Below are 17,117 nucleotides of genomic sequence, written 5' to 3' on the forward strand. Positions count from 1 at the left end.
GATCAAAGGTTTCATGACCGACTAATAAATCGTCAGTCGGAGACTGACAAACACGTTCTCAAAATCAGAGATCTTGCGAAGCAGGTTATAAAAAGAAACAGGCTGTTGAAAATTCAACAACCTGTTTCTGCTCTGCAAAGTCTCTGACTTTGCGAGTGTGATCAAAAGTCTCATGACCGACTAATAAATCGTCAGTCAGAGACTGATAAACGCTTTCTCAAGATCAGAGATCTTGAGAAGCAGGTTTATTTTCAAATCTTCAAATCGCCTAATTTTCAAATTTTATTTCTTATAAGTAAGCTTCAATGTACTACTTGTCATTTCTCTTATTTCATTACAGAATGCTTCATTCTCATTCAGTTGCTGACCATAAGAAGGAATCATCTGTTTTAATTTATTCTGCCATTCCGGAGATTCTATCTGATTTTTAAAACAACTTTTTAATACATCAAGCATTATAGGAGCTGCTGTTGATGCTCCCGGAGAAGCTCCCAACAATGCTGCCAGCGAACCATCAGCCGAACTAACAACTTTAGTTCCAAATTCCAATACTCCACCTACTTCCGAATCTTTTTTAATTACCTGAACGCGTTGTCCTGCCACTTCAAGTTCCCAGTCTTTCATTTCTGCCTTTGGAAAATATTCCCGAAGTGACCCTAATCTGTCTTCCGGTGACTGCATTACCTGATCCACCAGATATTTTGTCAATGGAATATTATGAAATCCGGCAACTAACATCGGATAAAGGTTATTTAGTTTTATAGATAAAAATAAATCCATATAAGAACCTTTTTTAAGGAACTTAGTTGAGAAACCGGCGTAAGGTCCAAACAATAATGCTTTTTCTCCATTGATCATACGGGTATCCAAATGTGGTACGGACATTGGTGGCGAACCTACACCAGCTTTTCCGTATACTTTTGCATGATGATGTTCAATAATTTCTTTATTAACACATTTCAGCCATTGTCCACTTACCGGAAATCCTCCAAATCCTTTTCCTTCCGGAATATTAGATTTTTCAAGTAACGGAAGAGACCCTCCTCCTGCTCCTATAAATACAAATTTAGCACTGATTTTTTTCTTTTCCTCTGTAATAATATTTCTTACAGTAAGCCCCCACGAATCTTTGCCGTCTTTACGTTTAATCTTACGAACTTCTTCATTAAAATAAAGAGAAACCCCTTCTTGTTTTTGAAGATAATTAAATATTGTTCTTGTCAATTTACCAAAATTCACATCTGTTCCTAAAGACATATGAGTTGCTGCAACTTTTTCATCAGGTTGTCTTCCTTCCATTACTAAAGGAATCCATGATTCCAGCTGTTTGTGGTCTTCGGAATATTCCATAGCATTAAAAAGAGGGTGTTTTTGTAGCGCATCATATCTTTTTCTAAGATAATTTACATTTTCCTCTCCCCATACAAAACTCATGTGTGGTACACTTCTTATAAAATCTTCAGGAGATTCTATCACCCCTTTATTTACCAGATAAGCCCAGAATTGTTTTGTTACTTCAAACGATTCTGCAATTTTGACTGCTTTTACAGTCTCAATACTACCATCTTCAAGTTCCGGTGTATAATTTAATTCACAAAAGGCAGAATGTCCTGTACCTGCATTATTCCAGGCGTCAGAACTCTCCGTTGCTGCCGCATCCAGCCTTTCATAAATTTCTATCTTAATCCCCGGCTGTAATTCTTTTAAAAATAAGCCAAGCGTAGCGCTCATAATACCAGCACCAATCAAAATTACATCTGGATCCGATTTTATATTATTATTAGTCATCTTATCTTAAGAATTTAAAGTACAAAGGTAAATTGAAAAAATGCAATTATGATGAATTTATATGGTAATTAAAACTTAATTTCTTTCTTTTAGTAATAGAAAAACGTATGTATTAATTATTTTCTGGATAGATAACCCTGTAACATTATAGTTGCACTAATTTCATCAATAAGCGCTTTATCCTGACGTTTCTTCTTTTTTAAACCACTATCTATCATCGTTTGAAATGCAATCTTTGAAGTAAATCGCTCATCTACTCTTTCCAGAGACATATCTGGAAAATTCTTTTTAAATTTCAGAACAAAAGCCTCTATTATCGGAGTGCTTTCAGAGGGTTCATTATTCATCTGTTTTGGTTCTCCGATCAAAACCATTTCTACTTTTTCCTTTACAAAATAATCTCTCAGAAAGTCTATTACTGTTTCCGAAGGAATAGTTGTTAAACCCGAACCTATAATTTGCATTGGATCTGTTACAGCAATACCGGTGCGCTTCAACCCATAATCAATTGCCAGAATACGTGCCATTTTCTTTTTTTATCAAAATTAACGCTTAAAATGTTATGAATCCGACCAACATCTTCTTTTTTAAAAAATTGATTCTATCTTTGCGTCAAATTATAATATTTATGAGGACTTTACAGACAACAATAGAACAGGCATGGGAAAACAGAGCTCTGCTGACAGAAGAAACAACAACAACTGCAATCAGAACTGTAATTGATTTATTAGACTCCGGAAAACTTCGTGTAGCTGAACCTACAGAAGACGGATGGCAAGTAAACGAATGGGTCAAAAAAGCAGTTGTATTATATTTCCCTATTCAGAAAATGGAAACTCTGGAAGCCGGAATTTTTGAATATCACGACAAGATTCCTTTGAAAAAAAATTATGCCGAAAAGGGTATCCGCGTTGTACCAAATGCTGTTGCCAGACATGGTGCTTATATTTCATCCGGAGTTATTTTAATGCCGAGTTATGTAAACATAGGAGCTTATGTAGACGAAGGAACTATGGTGGATACATGGGCTACCGTTGGAAGTTGTGCGCAAATAGGTAAAAACGTACATTTAAGTGGTGGTGTAGGTATTGGTGGCGTACTGGAACCTTTACAGGCTGCTCCTGTTATTATTGAAGATGGAGCTTTCATCGGTTCCCGTTGTATTGTAGTTGAAGGAGTTAAAGTTGAAAAAGAAGCGGTATTAGGTGCTAACGTCTGCCTAACTGCTTCAACAAAAATAATAGATGTAACCGGAGACACTCCTGTAGAGATGAAAGGTATTGTTCCTGCTCGTTCAGTTGTTATTCCGGGAAGCTACACCAAAAAATTTGCTGCTGGTGAATATCAGGTTCCTTGTGCTCTGATTATAGGAAAACGTAAAGCATCAACAGATCTGAAAACATCTTTAAATAATGCTTTAAGAGAATATGATGTAGCGGTTTAATGAAAAACCTAAAAAAACCTGTTCAATTTTTATAAAAATTGAACAGGTTTTTTTTATATACCTTATTTAACAGACCTGGCAACAATATTATCTAATAAAAATATAATATAGTAGTATATAAGTCCCGCCTATTTCTTTACTAAACTAAAAAAATACATACAAATACAGAAATCAGGTAAATTAACTTATGTATTTTAGCACTCTTAATTATTTAATTTAAAGAATGAAAATAGTAGTAATTCAACAAAAGAGAATTGGAGATGTGCTTACAAGCACTATATTATGTGATAACTTAAAAAAAAGTTATCCTGATGCTATAATTGATTTCATGTGTTATCCAAATTGTGTAGATGTTCTAAAAGAAAATCCTAATATTGATAATATCATTATTCTGCCTAATGAGATCAGAAAATCATATTCTTTATTCTTTAAATTTCTACTCAAAATAAAAAATAAAAAATATGATACTGTTATTGATGTATATAACAAACTGGACAGCAATCTTATCACTCTTTTTTCTGGAGCAAAAAATAAAATATCATATTATAAATGGTACTCCCAAATTTTTTATAATCATAATATAAAACGTGTTACAGGAATCAAATCTGATATCGGTCTAGCAATAGAAAACAGACTATCACTACTAAAACCATTAATTAAAGAAAAAGCAACAGAGATAAAGCCTAAAATATACCTGACAAATGATGAAATCAGAGGAGCAAAAGAATTACTAAATAATCATCAGATTATTCCAGGTAAGCAGCTTTTAATAATGTTTAATATTTTAGGAAGTGAAAAAAATAAAACCTACCCATTAAAAAAAATGGCTGAAATTATTGATTTTACGATTTCAAAAACTAACGCTTCTATACTTTTTAATTATATCCCAAATCAAAAGGAACAGGCTCTGGAAATATATAATTACTGCTCAGAAAAGTCTAAAAAAAATATTCATTTTGATCTATATGCAGAAGGATTAAGATCGTTTATTGCGTTGCTTTCACTTTGTGATATTGTAATTGGTAATGAGGGTGGTGCTATAAATATGGGAAAAGCGGTCAACATACCTACTTTTTCTCTTTTCTCCCCATCAATCGATAAAGAAAGCTGGCAATTATTTGAGAATGAAAAAGAGCATATCTCTATTCATCTAAAAGACTTAAAACCTGAGATATACGAACAATATGACGCTAAATATATCAAAGAAAATACTTTTAAATATTATGATGAATATCCTTTAGAACTGATTCTTGAAAAACTTGAAACTCATTTTAAAAATTTAAGTTTTCTTAAATAAAAATTATACAGTAAATTCGAAGCAGATTAACAGTAGTACTATTTCATTATTTTAAAACTAAAAAACAAAACTATGTCTGATAATAAACACCCTATTAGTGGTTTAGTGATAGCATACAATGAGGAAAAAAACATAGCGGAATTAATAGAGAACATGGATTTTGTTGATGAATTGATTATTGTTGACTCTTTCAGCAAGGATAACACAGTACCAATAGTCAATTCTTTTAAAAATGTGACCTTAGTCCAACACGCTTTTGAAAACTTTACGGCACAACGGAATTTTGCCTTAAGTTTAGCAAAACATTCCTGGGTATTATTTATGGATGCTGACGAAAGAATTACTCCAAAACTAAAACAGGAGATTTTAGCTACAGTGCAAAAAGAAGATGCCTGTAGCGCCTACTATTTCTACAGACAATTTATGTTTAAAGATAAACCGTTACATTTCAGCGGATGTCAGACGGATAAAAATTTCAGACTATTTCAGAAAGACAAAGCCCATTATATAAGTGAACGTCTGGTACATGAAACATTACAAGTAGACGGATCTATTGGTATACTAAAAAATAAGCTTATTCATTATACTTATAATGATTATGAAACGTATAAGAAAAAGATGATTAGTTACGGAAAACTAAGGGCTCAGGAACTTTATAACCAAGGACGTTATCCTAATTTCTATCATCGTTATATTAAACCTGCTTATAGATTTCTTCTTAATTATATTATACGACTGGGAATTTTAGACGGAAAAAAAGGAATTATTGTTTGCTATCTAAATGCGTTAACCGTTCATGAAAGATACAAGGAACTAAATAAAATGAGAAAAAACGACTAGTTCTTTTTCCAAAACTTTAATCTTTTCTTTAATCTTCTTTTTCGATGAAACTTAGTCTGAAAAGAATGCGTATAGGACCATAATTTCTCAAAGATTTCTTTTTCATCTTTGTCATATAGCTTAGCATATTCTTCACTCATAAGAGCAATCATTTCTTTTTTGGGTGTAAGATGTGCCATATTCATCATACGTTTATCAAAATCCATAGATTTATGAAATCGCATTCTGTTCAGATCAACCAGAAAGAAACGATACTGCCCTTCCCCTACCTTCTTTATTAATGTGTTCCCCGGGGAATGATCCAAAAATTCCACACCTTTCTCATGCAATTGCCATGTAAAGTAAATAAACTGACTCAAAATAATCTCATAATCAGGATAATTAGGAACTTCGATCAATTCACGAAAAGTCAGATCAACCTGAAGATGTTCACATATATAATAACTCTTCTGCAACCCTAACAAAGAAAAGAATTCAGAATAAGCAATAGGTTCAGGAGTACCTATTCCTTTTTCTAATAATCTCTCTGCATATTCAAATGACCGCCTTGCTTTAGACTTCCTGAAATACTTATAAACAAAACTATTGATTAAATGGGGAACCTTAAAAGATTTAATATTAATTTCTTTTCCTTCAAGATTAAATATTTTAATAACATTCCGATTGCCGTGAGCCAGAATTTCACCCTGATTATCAAAATTTTCTATCCAGTTAGAAACTGTTTGTTTATATTTAGTATAATCCGGATTTATTTGTATATATGTTCTCATTAAAAAAATATCAGTGTACAAAACTATGGAATACTTTTTGTATTAACAATTTAAGAAACAGAGATTCTGACCTCATTTATTAGTTAACAACTATCTGGTAATCGGATAATAGAAAATAGTTTATAAAAAATATTGTAATTTCGCGAAAAAAAGATGAGGATACTACATATATCTGGTGCTAAAAGCTGGGGAGGAAATGAACAGCAAGTAATTGATATTGTCTTAAGTTTAGAAAAACTAAATATAACAAACACTGTACTGGGTATAAAACATTCATCTCTTGAAGCAGAGTGTAATGATAAAAAAATAGAGTTTATTTCCAGTAACGGAGATAAGTTGAATACATTTTCTAATTATAAATTTCTGAAAGAACTGGTTAACAAATTAAAGCCCGATATTATACACTTACATACAGGAGACTCTGCTACTCTTTATACTATATCCGATCTTCTTTTTCAATTAAAAACCAAAACGGTTTTCTCCCGAAAAAATATTTGTGGTAGTGGTTCTTTTTTTAGCACATTAAAATACAATTATAAAAATATAGATGCGATAATCTGTGTGTCTGAAGCTGTTAAAACAGCTTTCTTAAAAAAAATGATAACAGAAGAATCCAGAAAAAAATTAATTGTTATTTATGATGGTATCAACGTAAATAGAAATGAAGTAACACACACACATAACATCAATGAATTATTTCCAATAACTAATGATAAATTTATTATTGGAAATATTGCAAATCATACAAGAGCTAAAGATTTACCTACTCTTATAAAAACAATAAAACACTTGGTTTATGTTGAAAATATTAAGAATATACATTTAATTCAGCTCGGAAAATTTTCAAATGAACTGACACCAAAACTGGAAAATTTAATTCATAAATATGAACTGCAAAATTATATAACATTAGGGGGTTTTCAGCCGCATGCTATAGATTTTATGAGTCAGTTTGATCTATATGTAATGAGCTCTGAAAGAGAGGGATTACCCTTAACTATTTATGAAGCCTTTTTAAAAAAAGTACCTATTGTTACTACTAAAGCCGGTGGAATACCTGAAGCTATAACTCATGATTATAACGGTTACTTATCAGATATTAAAGATTATAAAAGTCTAGCAAAAAACATCAAATTATTGATAAACGATACTGATAAAAGAAAAATATTTACAGATAGATCTTATAAGTTATTTTATGAAAAATTCACAACTGAAAAATCAGCTAAAGATGTTCTTGATACTTATAACAAACTTATTCGTTAAATTCAATTCTTTTAAAGAAAACTAAATCTCTTTTCTCTAAAACACCTGCAATTGTCTATGTTTAAAAATTTCTCTGGTTTACATAAAGAATAACTATATCTCTGGTAAATTCCAATAATAAAACTACAAAATTAAACAATTAAAAGTATTTAATTTAGTTGTATTAATTTAAATTCTTACTTTTGATTTTCATAATTCAGCTAGAAATAAAAAATTAAAAAGAGGCGCAACCTTTTACAAAAACAAGTATCTTAAGAAAACATATTAATTTCTAAATGGTACAGACAGAAACACTAATTACCAAAAAATAAATGAATCCTTACTTTTATATATTAGGCACCTTAACCTTTACTGTTTATGGTCAAATCATACTAAAATGGAGATTAAACCAACTAAGAGGCCTTCCTGAAAATTTAAGAGAAAAAATTTTTTTTCTCTTAAAAACTATCTTTGATCCTTATATTTTTTCAGGTTTTGTTGCTGCTTTTTTAGCTTCTATCTGCTGGATGGCTGCAATGACTCAATTTGAAATAACAAAAGCTTATCCTTTCATGAGTTTAGCACCGGCATTGGTTTTTATTATAGGAATACTTTTTTTAGGAGAAACCTTTACCATAGGAAAAGTAGTCGGATTAGCCTTAATTATATTAGGAACAATTATAACTGTTAAATTTTAGAATGGACTGTACCCCCCATATAACCATAATAAGCCCCGTTTATAGAGCTGATGAAATCATATCTAAACTAGTAGATGAAATTCAAAGGGTAATGCTGGAAATAGATAAGTCTTATGAAATAATATTAGTAGATGACAGAAGCCCTGATAACTCATGGGAAGTAATGAAACGGTTATCTTCAGAATTCCCTGAAGTAAAAAGTGTCCGGCTAAGTCGTAATTTTGGGCAACACCCGGCAATAGTTGCAGGTTTATCTCTTGCTAAAGGGGAATGGATTGTAGTAATGGATTGTGACTTACAGGATCAGCCTAAAGAGATAAAGAAACTATATGAAAAAGCTATTGAAGGATATGATATCGTACTAGCAAGAAGAGTAAATCGTCAGGATCATTTTTTGAAAAAATTATCTTCAAAAATATATTCTAAAACCTACAGTTACTTTACTGATACAAAATACGATAATGAGATTGCTAATTTTGGTATCTATCATAAGAAAACGATTCAATCTATATTAGAGATGGGAGATTATATTAAATCATTCCCTTTGTTTTCCAGCTGGGTCGGTTATAATTCAACTTCCGTTGCTGTTGAACATGCAGAAAGAGACTCTGGTGAATCCAGTTACAGTTTGAGAAAATTATTAAGTTTAGCATTTAACACCATCCTTTCCTTTTCTAATAAACCATTAAAATTATTTGTGAAATTTGGCGTTTTTATTTCCACTTTATCTTTATTAGTCGGCCTCTATACTATATATAAAGTTTTTAATGGAGAAATCATTGTTTTAGGATATACTTCAATAATTGTTTCAATTTGGTTTTTATCAGGTATAATAATTACAACAATTGGTATTACAGGAATATATGTAGGGAAAATATTTGATCAGACAAAAAACAGACCGGCATTTATAATTGATGAAATAAAATGAAAATAGAAGAATTGAAATGGGACTCTGATTTTTTTAATAAAAAAATCGGTAGTCTTTCTTTAACAAATACAAACAATATCATTGATAACAATACTTTTGATTTGCTATATGTAAAAAGTGCAACTGACCATTCAATACTCATTCCTGGTTTTTGTAATACCTATTCAGAAGTCAAAATTGTTTTTAGTAAAAAAGTACATAAAACACCTCATAAAACAAATAATAATATCCACCCTATATTAGATGGAAAATTCCAAATTGAAACTATTTATAATCTGGCATATGAAAGTGGTAAGTTAAGTCGTTTTAACTTAGATCCTAATTTTAAAAAAGAAGAATTCAGAAAACTTTACCGGATCTGGGTAGATAATTCTTTGAATAAAAAATTTGCTGATGATGTTTTAGTCTATAAAGAAGAGGGATCCATTTTAGGTTTTATAACGTATAGAACTCATAATGAATATACAACAATCGGTCTTATTGCAGTAAATCCCGAAAGTCAGGGAAAAGGAATTGGATACCAATTATTACAAACTGTAGAAAGTTTGTTAGCAGATAAAAACATTACAGAATTAAGAATTCCAACTCAATTAAAAAACACACAAGCCTGTTCTTTTTATACTAAACAAGGTTATGAAATAATTGAAACAGAATATATAAAACATTATTGGAGAATATGATATTTTTAAAAAAAAATAAATGTCCATATTTCTTTTTTACGGTAATTACTCTTTTTATTACATTCTATTCTTTATTTATTTACATAAATATATATAATGAATCTGATATAGTTGCTCATCAACAAATCCTTGAATCAACGATTAAAGGAGAATTACCAATTATGGGAAACTTTGGATATTATCTATCTGTACATTTAATTGGGGGGGTATTTAATAACAATTATTACATAGCCAGTATATTATCTTTAATATTATTCACACTATTAAAAATAATTATAATTAGATATTGTATTCATGAATATTTAAAATATATAAATTACAAATTAAATTCTTTCTATCAGGATTTATTATCTCTTCTGTTATTCTTTATGTTCGCTCTACCTATTGCATCATTCATGTATTTAGGCAATTTTGTTCCCACAGCCTGGCACAATTCTACCATTATTGCTGTCTTACCTTTTTCTATACTATTATTCTGGTTGTCTTTTTATCAGTTGGTTTTAGAATATTCAAATAAAAGATTTGTATGGATATTGTTGTTAATAATCATAAATGTGATAATCAAACCTAGTTTTTTATTTGTAATTATACCTGTACATTTTATACTATCCCTAATTCATGTAAAAAAGATAAATTTATTATTTATAAAAACAAACATCCCTTTTCTAATCGGTTTTTTCTTGATAATAATACAATATATTTATATCTACCATTATTTTTATGATGATAATTCCAAATTAATATTTGCCCCTTTTAAAGTATGGCTTAGCTGGAAACCCTCTAATTACCCTAGTATATTGTATTGTTTAGGAACTTTTCTTTGCAGCTTTGCTTTTCCAATACTTTTATCAATGATTGATAAAAGTATCTTTAAGAGATTAGAATACCTATATTCATTATTTATAATGTTATCAGCTCTCATATTCTTTTTATTACTGGCAGAAAGTGGAGATAGAATGTATCATGGTAATTTTTACTGGCAGATCATCCCTAGCTCCTTTTTATTGTTTTTTATCTCTGTTTGTATTTATATTAAAAAAAGAACATTATTTCAAAAAAAGAAACGTATGCTACTTGATAGTGTTTTAATCCTACATCTTTTATCTGGGGTCTTATATTCATTAAGAGTTGGTGTTTTAAATAATTATCTTTAGCTATGAAAAAAAAGATTTTATTCTCTGTCATATATAGTATAATAATCTACGTTATTATATCTTTTATATTTAAAATCCGATTTCAGGAAAATGACGATGTTATAATGCAGCTATTTGCATCTGGTGCTTATACAGGTACACCTGAATACCATCTTGTTTTTATTAATATATACTATGGAAAAATACTACAGTTTTTATATTTGAATATTTCTTCTATTCCTTGGTATCCGATATTATTCATATTCTTTTATATAATCTCGTCTTCAATAATTTATTATGAAATACTTAGGATCAAAAACAGTAATTACGTCAAAGTAAGTATTCTAATGTTTTTTAGTTCATTTTTCATCTATTTTCTTGCTAATTTACAGTTCACAACTATTACTGCAATATTAGCCCTGGCTGGGTTTTCTTTAATTATAAAGAGAAAATCATACCTTTATAAAACCATTGGATTATTACTTTTCACAATAGCTTCATTAATTCGATTTGAGGCATCCATACTGGTATTAATACTTTTATCTCCTCTAATTATTATAGAAAAAGCAGAGCTAAAAAATAGGCTTCTATTCTTTTCTCTAGCCGGAATACTATCTCTAAGTTTTCAACTCATAAATAAATCAGAATATTCTAATAAAGATTGGGCATATTATACTGAATTCAATACTTTTAGATCACGTATAAATGATAACCCAAACAAACTAACTCCACAAGAATGTTATAATATAACAGATTATTTATCTTATCAATTAATTCAGTCTTCCTTTACGAACCCAAAAGAAATAAGTATTCAAACTCTAAATAAGATTGTTTCTTTAAATAATAAAAAAATAAGCATCAATAATAGTGTTATTACATTCAAAAATTATGTTATTTTCTATATTGTTATTTTATTATTCTTATACGCTTTATTTCCTTTGAATAACAAAAGAGAAAAAATAATTATTATAACAGTAACCCTACTTTTTATAACAATAAATATCTATATCCCTTTAATTTCGTATTTAAAAGAAAGAGTTTTCTTTTCAGGATTAATTACACTATCATTTGTACTGATTTTAAATACAAATATTAGTTTACTCTTTAATATAAAAACACGAAACAAAATATTAAATATAATAATGCCCTATAATACCTTAATTTTTTTAGTAGCAATTATACTATCCATTGGTTTCATAAACATCTATATATTAAAAAATATAGATATAAAGCAAGAAAATAAAAAAAACTTAAACTATGCTATGAAATTTATTGAAAAAAAATCCTCTCCATATGTTATTTTTGGTAGTGGTTTAGCCATCCAGGAAATCAGTCCTTTCAAAGTAGATAAAATCTGGAAAGAGAATAATATTTCATTAAGTGGATGGACTGTAAACATTCCATACAATAAAAATAAATTCAATAGTTTTAATGATTTGATCAATAAAAAATATGTTATAATAATGAATGAAAGTGATGAGATTTATATCCCAAATATTATTAAAGATCTTAAAAAAGACTATAATAATGTAAGTTATACTATGGAAAAAAATAAAGAAACTTCTTTTGTAAAATTTAACGGAGATAAAAGAACAACCAAATAATTAAAATCAGCTATAATTAACTAATAATATATATGATTCCTTTCAACAAACCATACTTAACAGGCAAAGAAACCCATTATATCTATCAGGCAGTAAATTCAGGAAAATTATCCGGAAATGGAATATTTACACAAAAATGTCAGACTTTTTTTGAAAATAAATATGGTTTTAAAAAAGTATTATTGACTACTTCCTGTACAGATGCTTTAGAAATGTGTGCAATATTAGCCGACATAAAAGAAGGAGATGAAGTTATCATTCCCAGTTTTACATTTGTTTCAACAGCATTAGCTTTTGTTCGTCAGGGAGCAAAAATAGTATTTGCTGATTCCTACTCAGATAATCCTAATATTGATACGGATAAAATAGAGGCTTTAATTACTCCTAAAACAAAAGCAATTGTACCCGTTCATTATGCAGGAGTAGCCTGTGATATGGATAAAATAATGGCATTAGCTGAGAAATATAATTTATTGGTTATTGAAGATGCTGCTCAGGCTATTGATTCCTATTATAAAGGAAAAGCACTGGGGTCTATAGGTCACCTTGCCGCTTTTTCATTTCATGAAACGAAGAATATCATTTCCGGTGAAGGCGGAATGCTTGCAATTAATGATGAACGATTTATAAACAGAGCTGAAATTATTTGGGAAAAAGGGACTAACAGAGCAGAGTTTTTTAGAGGGGAAGTTAATAAATATGGCTGGGTTGATACTGGTTCTTCTTTCCTACCTTCGGAAATAATCGCTGCTTTTTTATGGGCACAATTAGAAAATCTGGAAGATATTCAATCCAAAAGAAAACTCCTCTGGGATACCTATTATACTAAATTAAATCCGGATAATACTAGTTTCAAAATACCTTCACTACCAAATTATGCAACTAATAATGCTCACATGTTTTATTTGACTGCTGAAAACATAGAGAAACGAAGTGCCTTAATCGCTTTATTAAAAGAAAATGGTTTTCATGCTGTTTTTCATTATTTATCATTACACTCCAGCCCTTTTTATACTACTAAACATGATGGGAGAATTTTAGAAAATAGTGATACCTTTACCAACTGCTTAATACGATTACCTTTGTTTTATGAATTAACAATTGAGAATATTGAAGCAATAACTAAAATCATTAATACTTTAAAATAAATAAAACAAAATAGAAATGGTTAAAATTATCAATAACAAAAATTTTATCATTTCATTATTGATAATAGCTTTAGCTTTATTTTTAATATATTTTATACTTCATCCCATTATTGGAGATGATTCCGGTTATTATTTATCAATAATAAGAGAGATTCATAAAGGGAATAGCTATTTTACTGAAATAGCTATTCCTTATAATCCTTTATCCCTTTTTATAGTAAGCATTCCTCAATTATTTTCAGATTCAGTAGATTTCAGAATCTATCTGTTTATTAATATTCTGTTTATTATAGCTTCATCCGTAATTTTATATAAAATATTAAATCAATTCTGTGATGATAAAAAACTAAAAATAATCTTTTCTTTACTTTTTATAACTATAAACTTATCTCTTGACAGCGGACATATAATGTTAGAACCTGTCTCTGTATTTTTCCAAATTTTATCGTTATATCTCTATTTTTATTACAGAAACAAAAATAATACACTTGGGTTTTTGGGTATCGGGTTTTTTATAGGTCTTTCTTTTTTAGCCAAACAATATGGCTTATTTATACTTATACCTATCGGGATTGATCTGATAGTACAAAAAAAATATTTCTTGAAAAAAAGTATCTTACTAAGTATTGGTCTTCTTTTTCCGGTTATAATTTTATATTGTTTTTATATTAATCAGGTTAGTTTGAATGATTTTATTACCTATATACTAGGAAAAGGAGTTCAATTTGATATCGGATCAGGTACTGGTACTGATTATAAATTTAGTTTTAAGCCGTTTTTACGCTTCATCTATTCAAACAGTTATGTCCTTCTGATCCCTGTATTTATTACCTTATATTCAAAAAAAATAAAACAACAGGATATTTTTATTCTTTTACTGCCTATCAGTTCATTTAGTGTTTTATTTTTTGGACTACATACTCATTATTTTCAATTTTTAGTTCCCTATTGTATCATTGTTTTTGTGTATTTGCTCTCTTTCAATACTATAAAAAAATGGCAAACATTACTTTTATTACTTATAATAGGATCTACACTTAGGTTAGGTTACTTAAGCGGAAGAAGTTTTAAACATTATAAAAATGATCTGAACATTCAAAAAACAGACTTAGCCACTATACAGCGTAAAATACCAAAACAGGCAGAAGTATATTTATCTGGTCCCTCTCCTGCTTTATACTATCTGGCAGATTTTAAATCTATCAGACTGGATAAAATTTCTTTCACATTTCCCGGTTATTTTTATCCGAAAACAATCGTTGAAAACATGAACAGAGGAGCCTATTTAGTCGTAAATGAAAAAGAAAGTACTTCTTATGAAATATTTTCTCCTTTATTTGATAAAAGTGAAGTAATTTTAAACGGTCAAAAATATATTATATATCATAAAAAATAATTACCCTTATTTTTAAAATCTTTCCCAGAAATGAACGAAGAAATCCACAAAGCATTTGAAGTGATCCAAAACGGAGGTATTATCCTTTATCCAACAGATACCGTTTGGGGAATAGGATGCGATGCCACAAATGCAGAAGCTGTTTCCAGAATATATAAGCTAAAGCAGAGAGAGGAAAGTAAGAGCATGATTGTGCTTACTAATGGAGAAAAGATGATGTATACCCTTTTTAAAGAAATACCGGAAGTAGCCTGGCAAATCATCGACTTATCTGAAAAACCAACTACTTTAATCCTTGATGCTCCAAGGAATGTAGCTGCTAATCTTATTGCTCCGGATAACACTCTGGGAGTACGGGTTGTAAAAGACCCTTTCTGCTTTAAATTGTTAGAAAGAATGAAAAAACCCTTAGTTTCCACTTCAGCAAATATCAGCGGACAACCTACTCCTAAATCTTTTAAAGAAATAAGCAAAGAGATTTTGGAAGGCGTAGACTATATTGTAAATTTGCATCAAGATGTAATTGCCGGCAAGCCATCCACTATAATAAAACTAGGAAATGATGCGCAGGTAAAAGTGATAAGACGTTAATGAAGACAGCCCAATTTTATAAAGAAGCATTAAATAATACAATTTTTGAAATTATCTCACAAGCCTCAAAAGAACTAAATATTGATTCTTACGTTATAGGTGGTTTCGTGAGAGATTTTCTTTTACAGAGAAACACGGCAAAAGATATTGATATTGTTGCCATAGGTAGTGGTATTGAACTGGCGTTAAAGGTTTCTGAACTATTACCTAAAAAACCTAAAGTACAGGTTTTTAAAACCTACGGTACAGCAATGCTCCGATACGAAGATACTGAAATTGAATTCGTAGGAGCCCGTAAAGAATCCTATTCTTCTGACAGCCGAAACCCGATTGTTGAAAATGGAACTTTACAAGACGATCAGGATCGCAGAGATTTTACCATTAATGCATTTGCTATTTCATTAAATCCTGACAATTACGGTCAGCTATTAGATCCGTTTGACGGTTTAAAAGACTTAAAAAACAAAATCATACGTACACCTTTAGATCCGGATATCACCTATTCTGATGATCCTTTACGAATGATGCGTGCTATTCGGTTTGCTACTCAGTTGAATTTCACAATTGAAGAAGAATCCTTAAAAGCCATTGAACGGAATAAAGAACGTATTAAGATCATATCCGGCGAACGAATTGTTGACGAATTAAACAAAATTCTTTCTACTCCAAAACCTTCCGTTGGATTTCTGTTATTACATCAAACGAAGCTTCTGCATAGTATCCTTCCGGAATTAACCGATTTACAAGGAGTTGAAGAAGTAGAAGGACAAACTCACAAAGATAATTTCTATCATACGTTAGAAGTAGTTGACAACATTGCTAAAAACACGGATGATGTCTGGCTACGCTGGTCTGCATTATTACATGATATTGGTAAAGCCCCGACAAAACGCTTTCATAAAAAAATAGGATGGACTTTTCATGGACATGAATTTGTAGGTGGAAAAATGGTTAAAAAGCTTTTTGAACGTTTACATATGCCTTTAAACCAAAAGATGAAATTTGTTCAGAAAATGGTTATGATGAGTTCTCGTCCAATTGTTCTGGCACAAGATATTGTTACTGATTCCGCTGTCAGACGTCTTGTTTTTGATGCAGGAGAAGATGTAGAAGATCTGATGATCTTATGTGAGGCAGATATCACAACAAAAAATAAAGTAAAGTTTAAAAAATATCATAATAACTTTAAAATCGTACGTCAGAAGATTATTGAAGTAGAAGCTCGTGACCATGTTCGCTGCTTTCAGCCACCAATATCAGGGGAAGAAATTATGGAATTATTTAATATAAAACCTTCAAAAGAAATAGGAATTATCAAAGAGTCCATTAAAGAAGCTATTCTTGAAGGAGAAATACCGAATGAATATGATGCTGCTTATCAATATATGCTGAAAAGAGCAGCAAAACTGGGATTAAAAATTAATGCCAACTGAATACCAGATACATTTACAGCTTATACACTATAAATGTTAAAATTAAAGTTTATTTTAGTCTGTTATTTACAAGATACCCCAATTACTACTAATAAAGGAACTAAAGAGATGTAGCAGGTGAATTA

The 17,117-nt window shown here is 29.9% G+C and carries 15 protein-coding genes; 12 read left to right on the top strand and 3 right to left on the bottom strand.

Translation table 11 applies throughout. The features are described from left to right. Positions 1–282: 282 nt before the first annotated feature. Both AC4FQX_RS01800 and ruvX read right to left on the bottom strand, forming a co-directional pair. Positions 283–1,788 (bottom strand): malate:quinone oxidoreductase, encoded by a 1,506-nt coding sequence (locus tag AC4FQX_RS01800; protein WP_491165951.1) that lies wholly within the window; start codon positions 1,786–1,788, stop codon positions 283–285. 116 nt (positions 1,789–1,904) lie between these two features. Next, the gene (gene ruvX, locus AC4FQX_RS01805; protein ID WP_491165952.1) at positions 1,905–2,315 is read right to left on the bottom strand and encodes a Holliday junction resolvase RuvX; all 411 of its coding nucleotides are present in this window, start codon (positions 2,313–2,315) and stop codon (positions 1,905–1,907) included. A gap of 101 nt (positions 2,316–2,416) precedes the next feature. Here ruvX and AC4FQX_RS01810 point away from each other — a divergent pair, with 101 nt between their 5' ends. The 3 genes from AC4FQX_RS01810 to AC4FQX_RS01820 all read left to right on the top strand — a co-directional run bounded on the left by AC4FQX_RS01810 (position 2,417) and on the right by AC4FQX_RS01820 (position 5,369). Then, positions 2,417–3,232, top strand: a complete 816-nt coding sequence (locus AC4FQX_RS01810) for a 2,3,4,5-tetrahydropyridine-2,6-dicarboxylate N-succinyltransferase (RefSeq protein ID WP_491165953.1) — start codon at positions 2,417–2,419, stop codon at positions 3,230–3,232. 223 nt (positions 3,233–3,455) lie between these two features. Further along, positions 3,456–4,529, top strand: a complete 1,074-nt coding sequence (locus AC4FQX_RS01815; RefSeq protein WP_491165954.1) for a glycosyltransferase family 9 protein — start codon at positions 3,456–3,458, stop codon at positions 4,527–4,529. Between the two features lie 72 nt (positions 4,530–4,601). Then, positions 4,602–5,369 (top strand): glycosyltransferase family 2 protein, encoded by a 768-nt coding sequence (locus AC4FQX_RS01820; protein WP_491165955.1) that lies wholly within the window; start codon positions 4,602–4,604, stop codon positions 5,367–5,369. On the opposite strand, the gene AC4FQX_RS01825 is transcribed toward AC4FQX_RS01820, so the two are convergent. Then, the gene (locus AC4FQX_RS01825; RefSeq protein ID WP_491165956.1) at positions 5,366–6,139 is read right to left on the bottom strand and encodes a lipopolysaccharide kinase InaA family protein; all 774 of its coding nucleotides are present in this window, start codon (positions 6,137–6,139) and stop codon (positions 5,366–5,368) included. The two genes, AC4FQX_RS01820 and AC4FQX_RS01825, sit on opposite strands and share 4 nt — an antisense overlap. A 153-nt stretch (positions 6,140–6,292) precedes the next feature. On the opposite strand from AC4FQX_RS01825, the gene AC4FQX_RS01830 reads away from it, so the two are divergent. From AC4FQX_RS01830 to AC4FQX_RS01870, 9 genes are all read left to right on the top strand, one after another. Continuing rightward, a complete protein-coding gene (locus AC4FQX_RS01830; protein ID WP_491165957.1) occupies positions 6,293–7,402 on the top strand; it encodes a glycosyltransferase family 4 protein in 1,110 nt (369 codons plus the stop codon). A 311-nt stretch (positions 7,403–7,713) separates the two neighbouring features. Continuing rightward, positions 7,714–8,079, top strand: a complete 366-nt coding sequence (locus AC4FQX_RS01835) for an EamA family transporter (RefSeq protein WP_491165958.1) — start codon at positions 7,714–7,716, stop codon at positions 8,077–8,079. A 1-nt stretch (position 8,080) separates the two neighbouring features. After that, the gene (locus AC4FQX_RS01840) at positions 8,081–9,007 is read left to right on the top strand and encodes a glycosyltransferase family 2 protein (protein ID WP_491165959.1); all 927 of its coding nucleotides are present in this window, start codon (positions 8,081–8,083) and stop codon (positions 9,005–9,007) included. Next, positions 9,004–9,687 (top strand): GNAT family N-acetyltransferase, encoded by a 684-nt coding sequence (locus tag AC4FQX_RS01845; RefSeq protein WP_491165960.1) that lies wholly within the window; start codon positions 9,004–9,006, stop codon positions 9,685–9,687. The genes AC4FQX_RS01840 and AC4FQX_RS01845 overlap by 4 nt, the downstream gene beginning before the upstream one ends. A 1,156-nt stretch (positions 9,688–10,843) precedes the next feature. Further along, entirely contained in the window at positions 10,844–12,424 is a 1,581-nt protein-coding gene (locus tag AC4FQX_RS01850; RefSeq protein ID WP_491165961.1) for a hypothetical protein, read from the top strand. A 32-nt stretch (positions 12,425–12,456) separates the two neighbouring features. Further along, a complete protein-coding gene (gene rffA, locus AC4FQX_RS01855) occupies positions 12,457–13,572 on the top strand; it encodes a dTDP-4-amino-4,6-dideoxygalactose transaminase (RefSeq protein ID WP_491165962.1) in 1,116 nt (371 codons plus the stop codon). 16 nt (positions 13,573–13,588) lie between these two features. Then, the gene (locus AC4FQX_RS01860) at positions 13,589–14,968 is read left to right on the top strand and encodes an ArnT family glycosyltransferase (RefSeq protein ID WP_491165963.1); all 1,380 of its coding nucleotides are present in this window, start codon (positions 13,589–13,591) and stop codon (positions 14,966–14,968) included. A 30-nt stretch (positions 14,969–14,998) separates the two neighbouring features. After that, complete coding sequence (locus tag AC4FQX_RS01865; RefSeq protein ID WP_491165964.1) at positions 14,999–15,559, top strand: L-threonylcarbamoyladenylate synthase; 561 nt, start codon at positions 14,999–15,001, stop codon at positions 15,557–15,559. Beyond that, the gene (locus AC4FQX_RS01870; RefSeq protein ID WP_491165965.1) at positions 15,559–16,992 is read left to right on the top strand and encodes a CCA tRNA nucleotidyltransferase; all 1,434 of its coding nucleotides are present in this window, start codon (positions 15,559–15,561) and stop codon (positions 16,990–16,992) included. The genes AC4FQX_RS01865 and AC4FQX_RS01870 overlap by 1 nt, the downstream gene beginning before the upstream one ends. Positions 16,993–17,117: the final 125 nt, after the last annotated feature.

It is taken from the genome of Flavobacterium sp. AK-301, assembly GCF_058310215.1.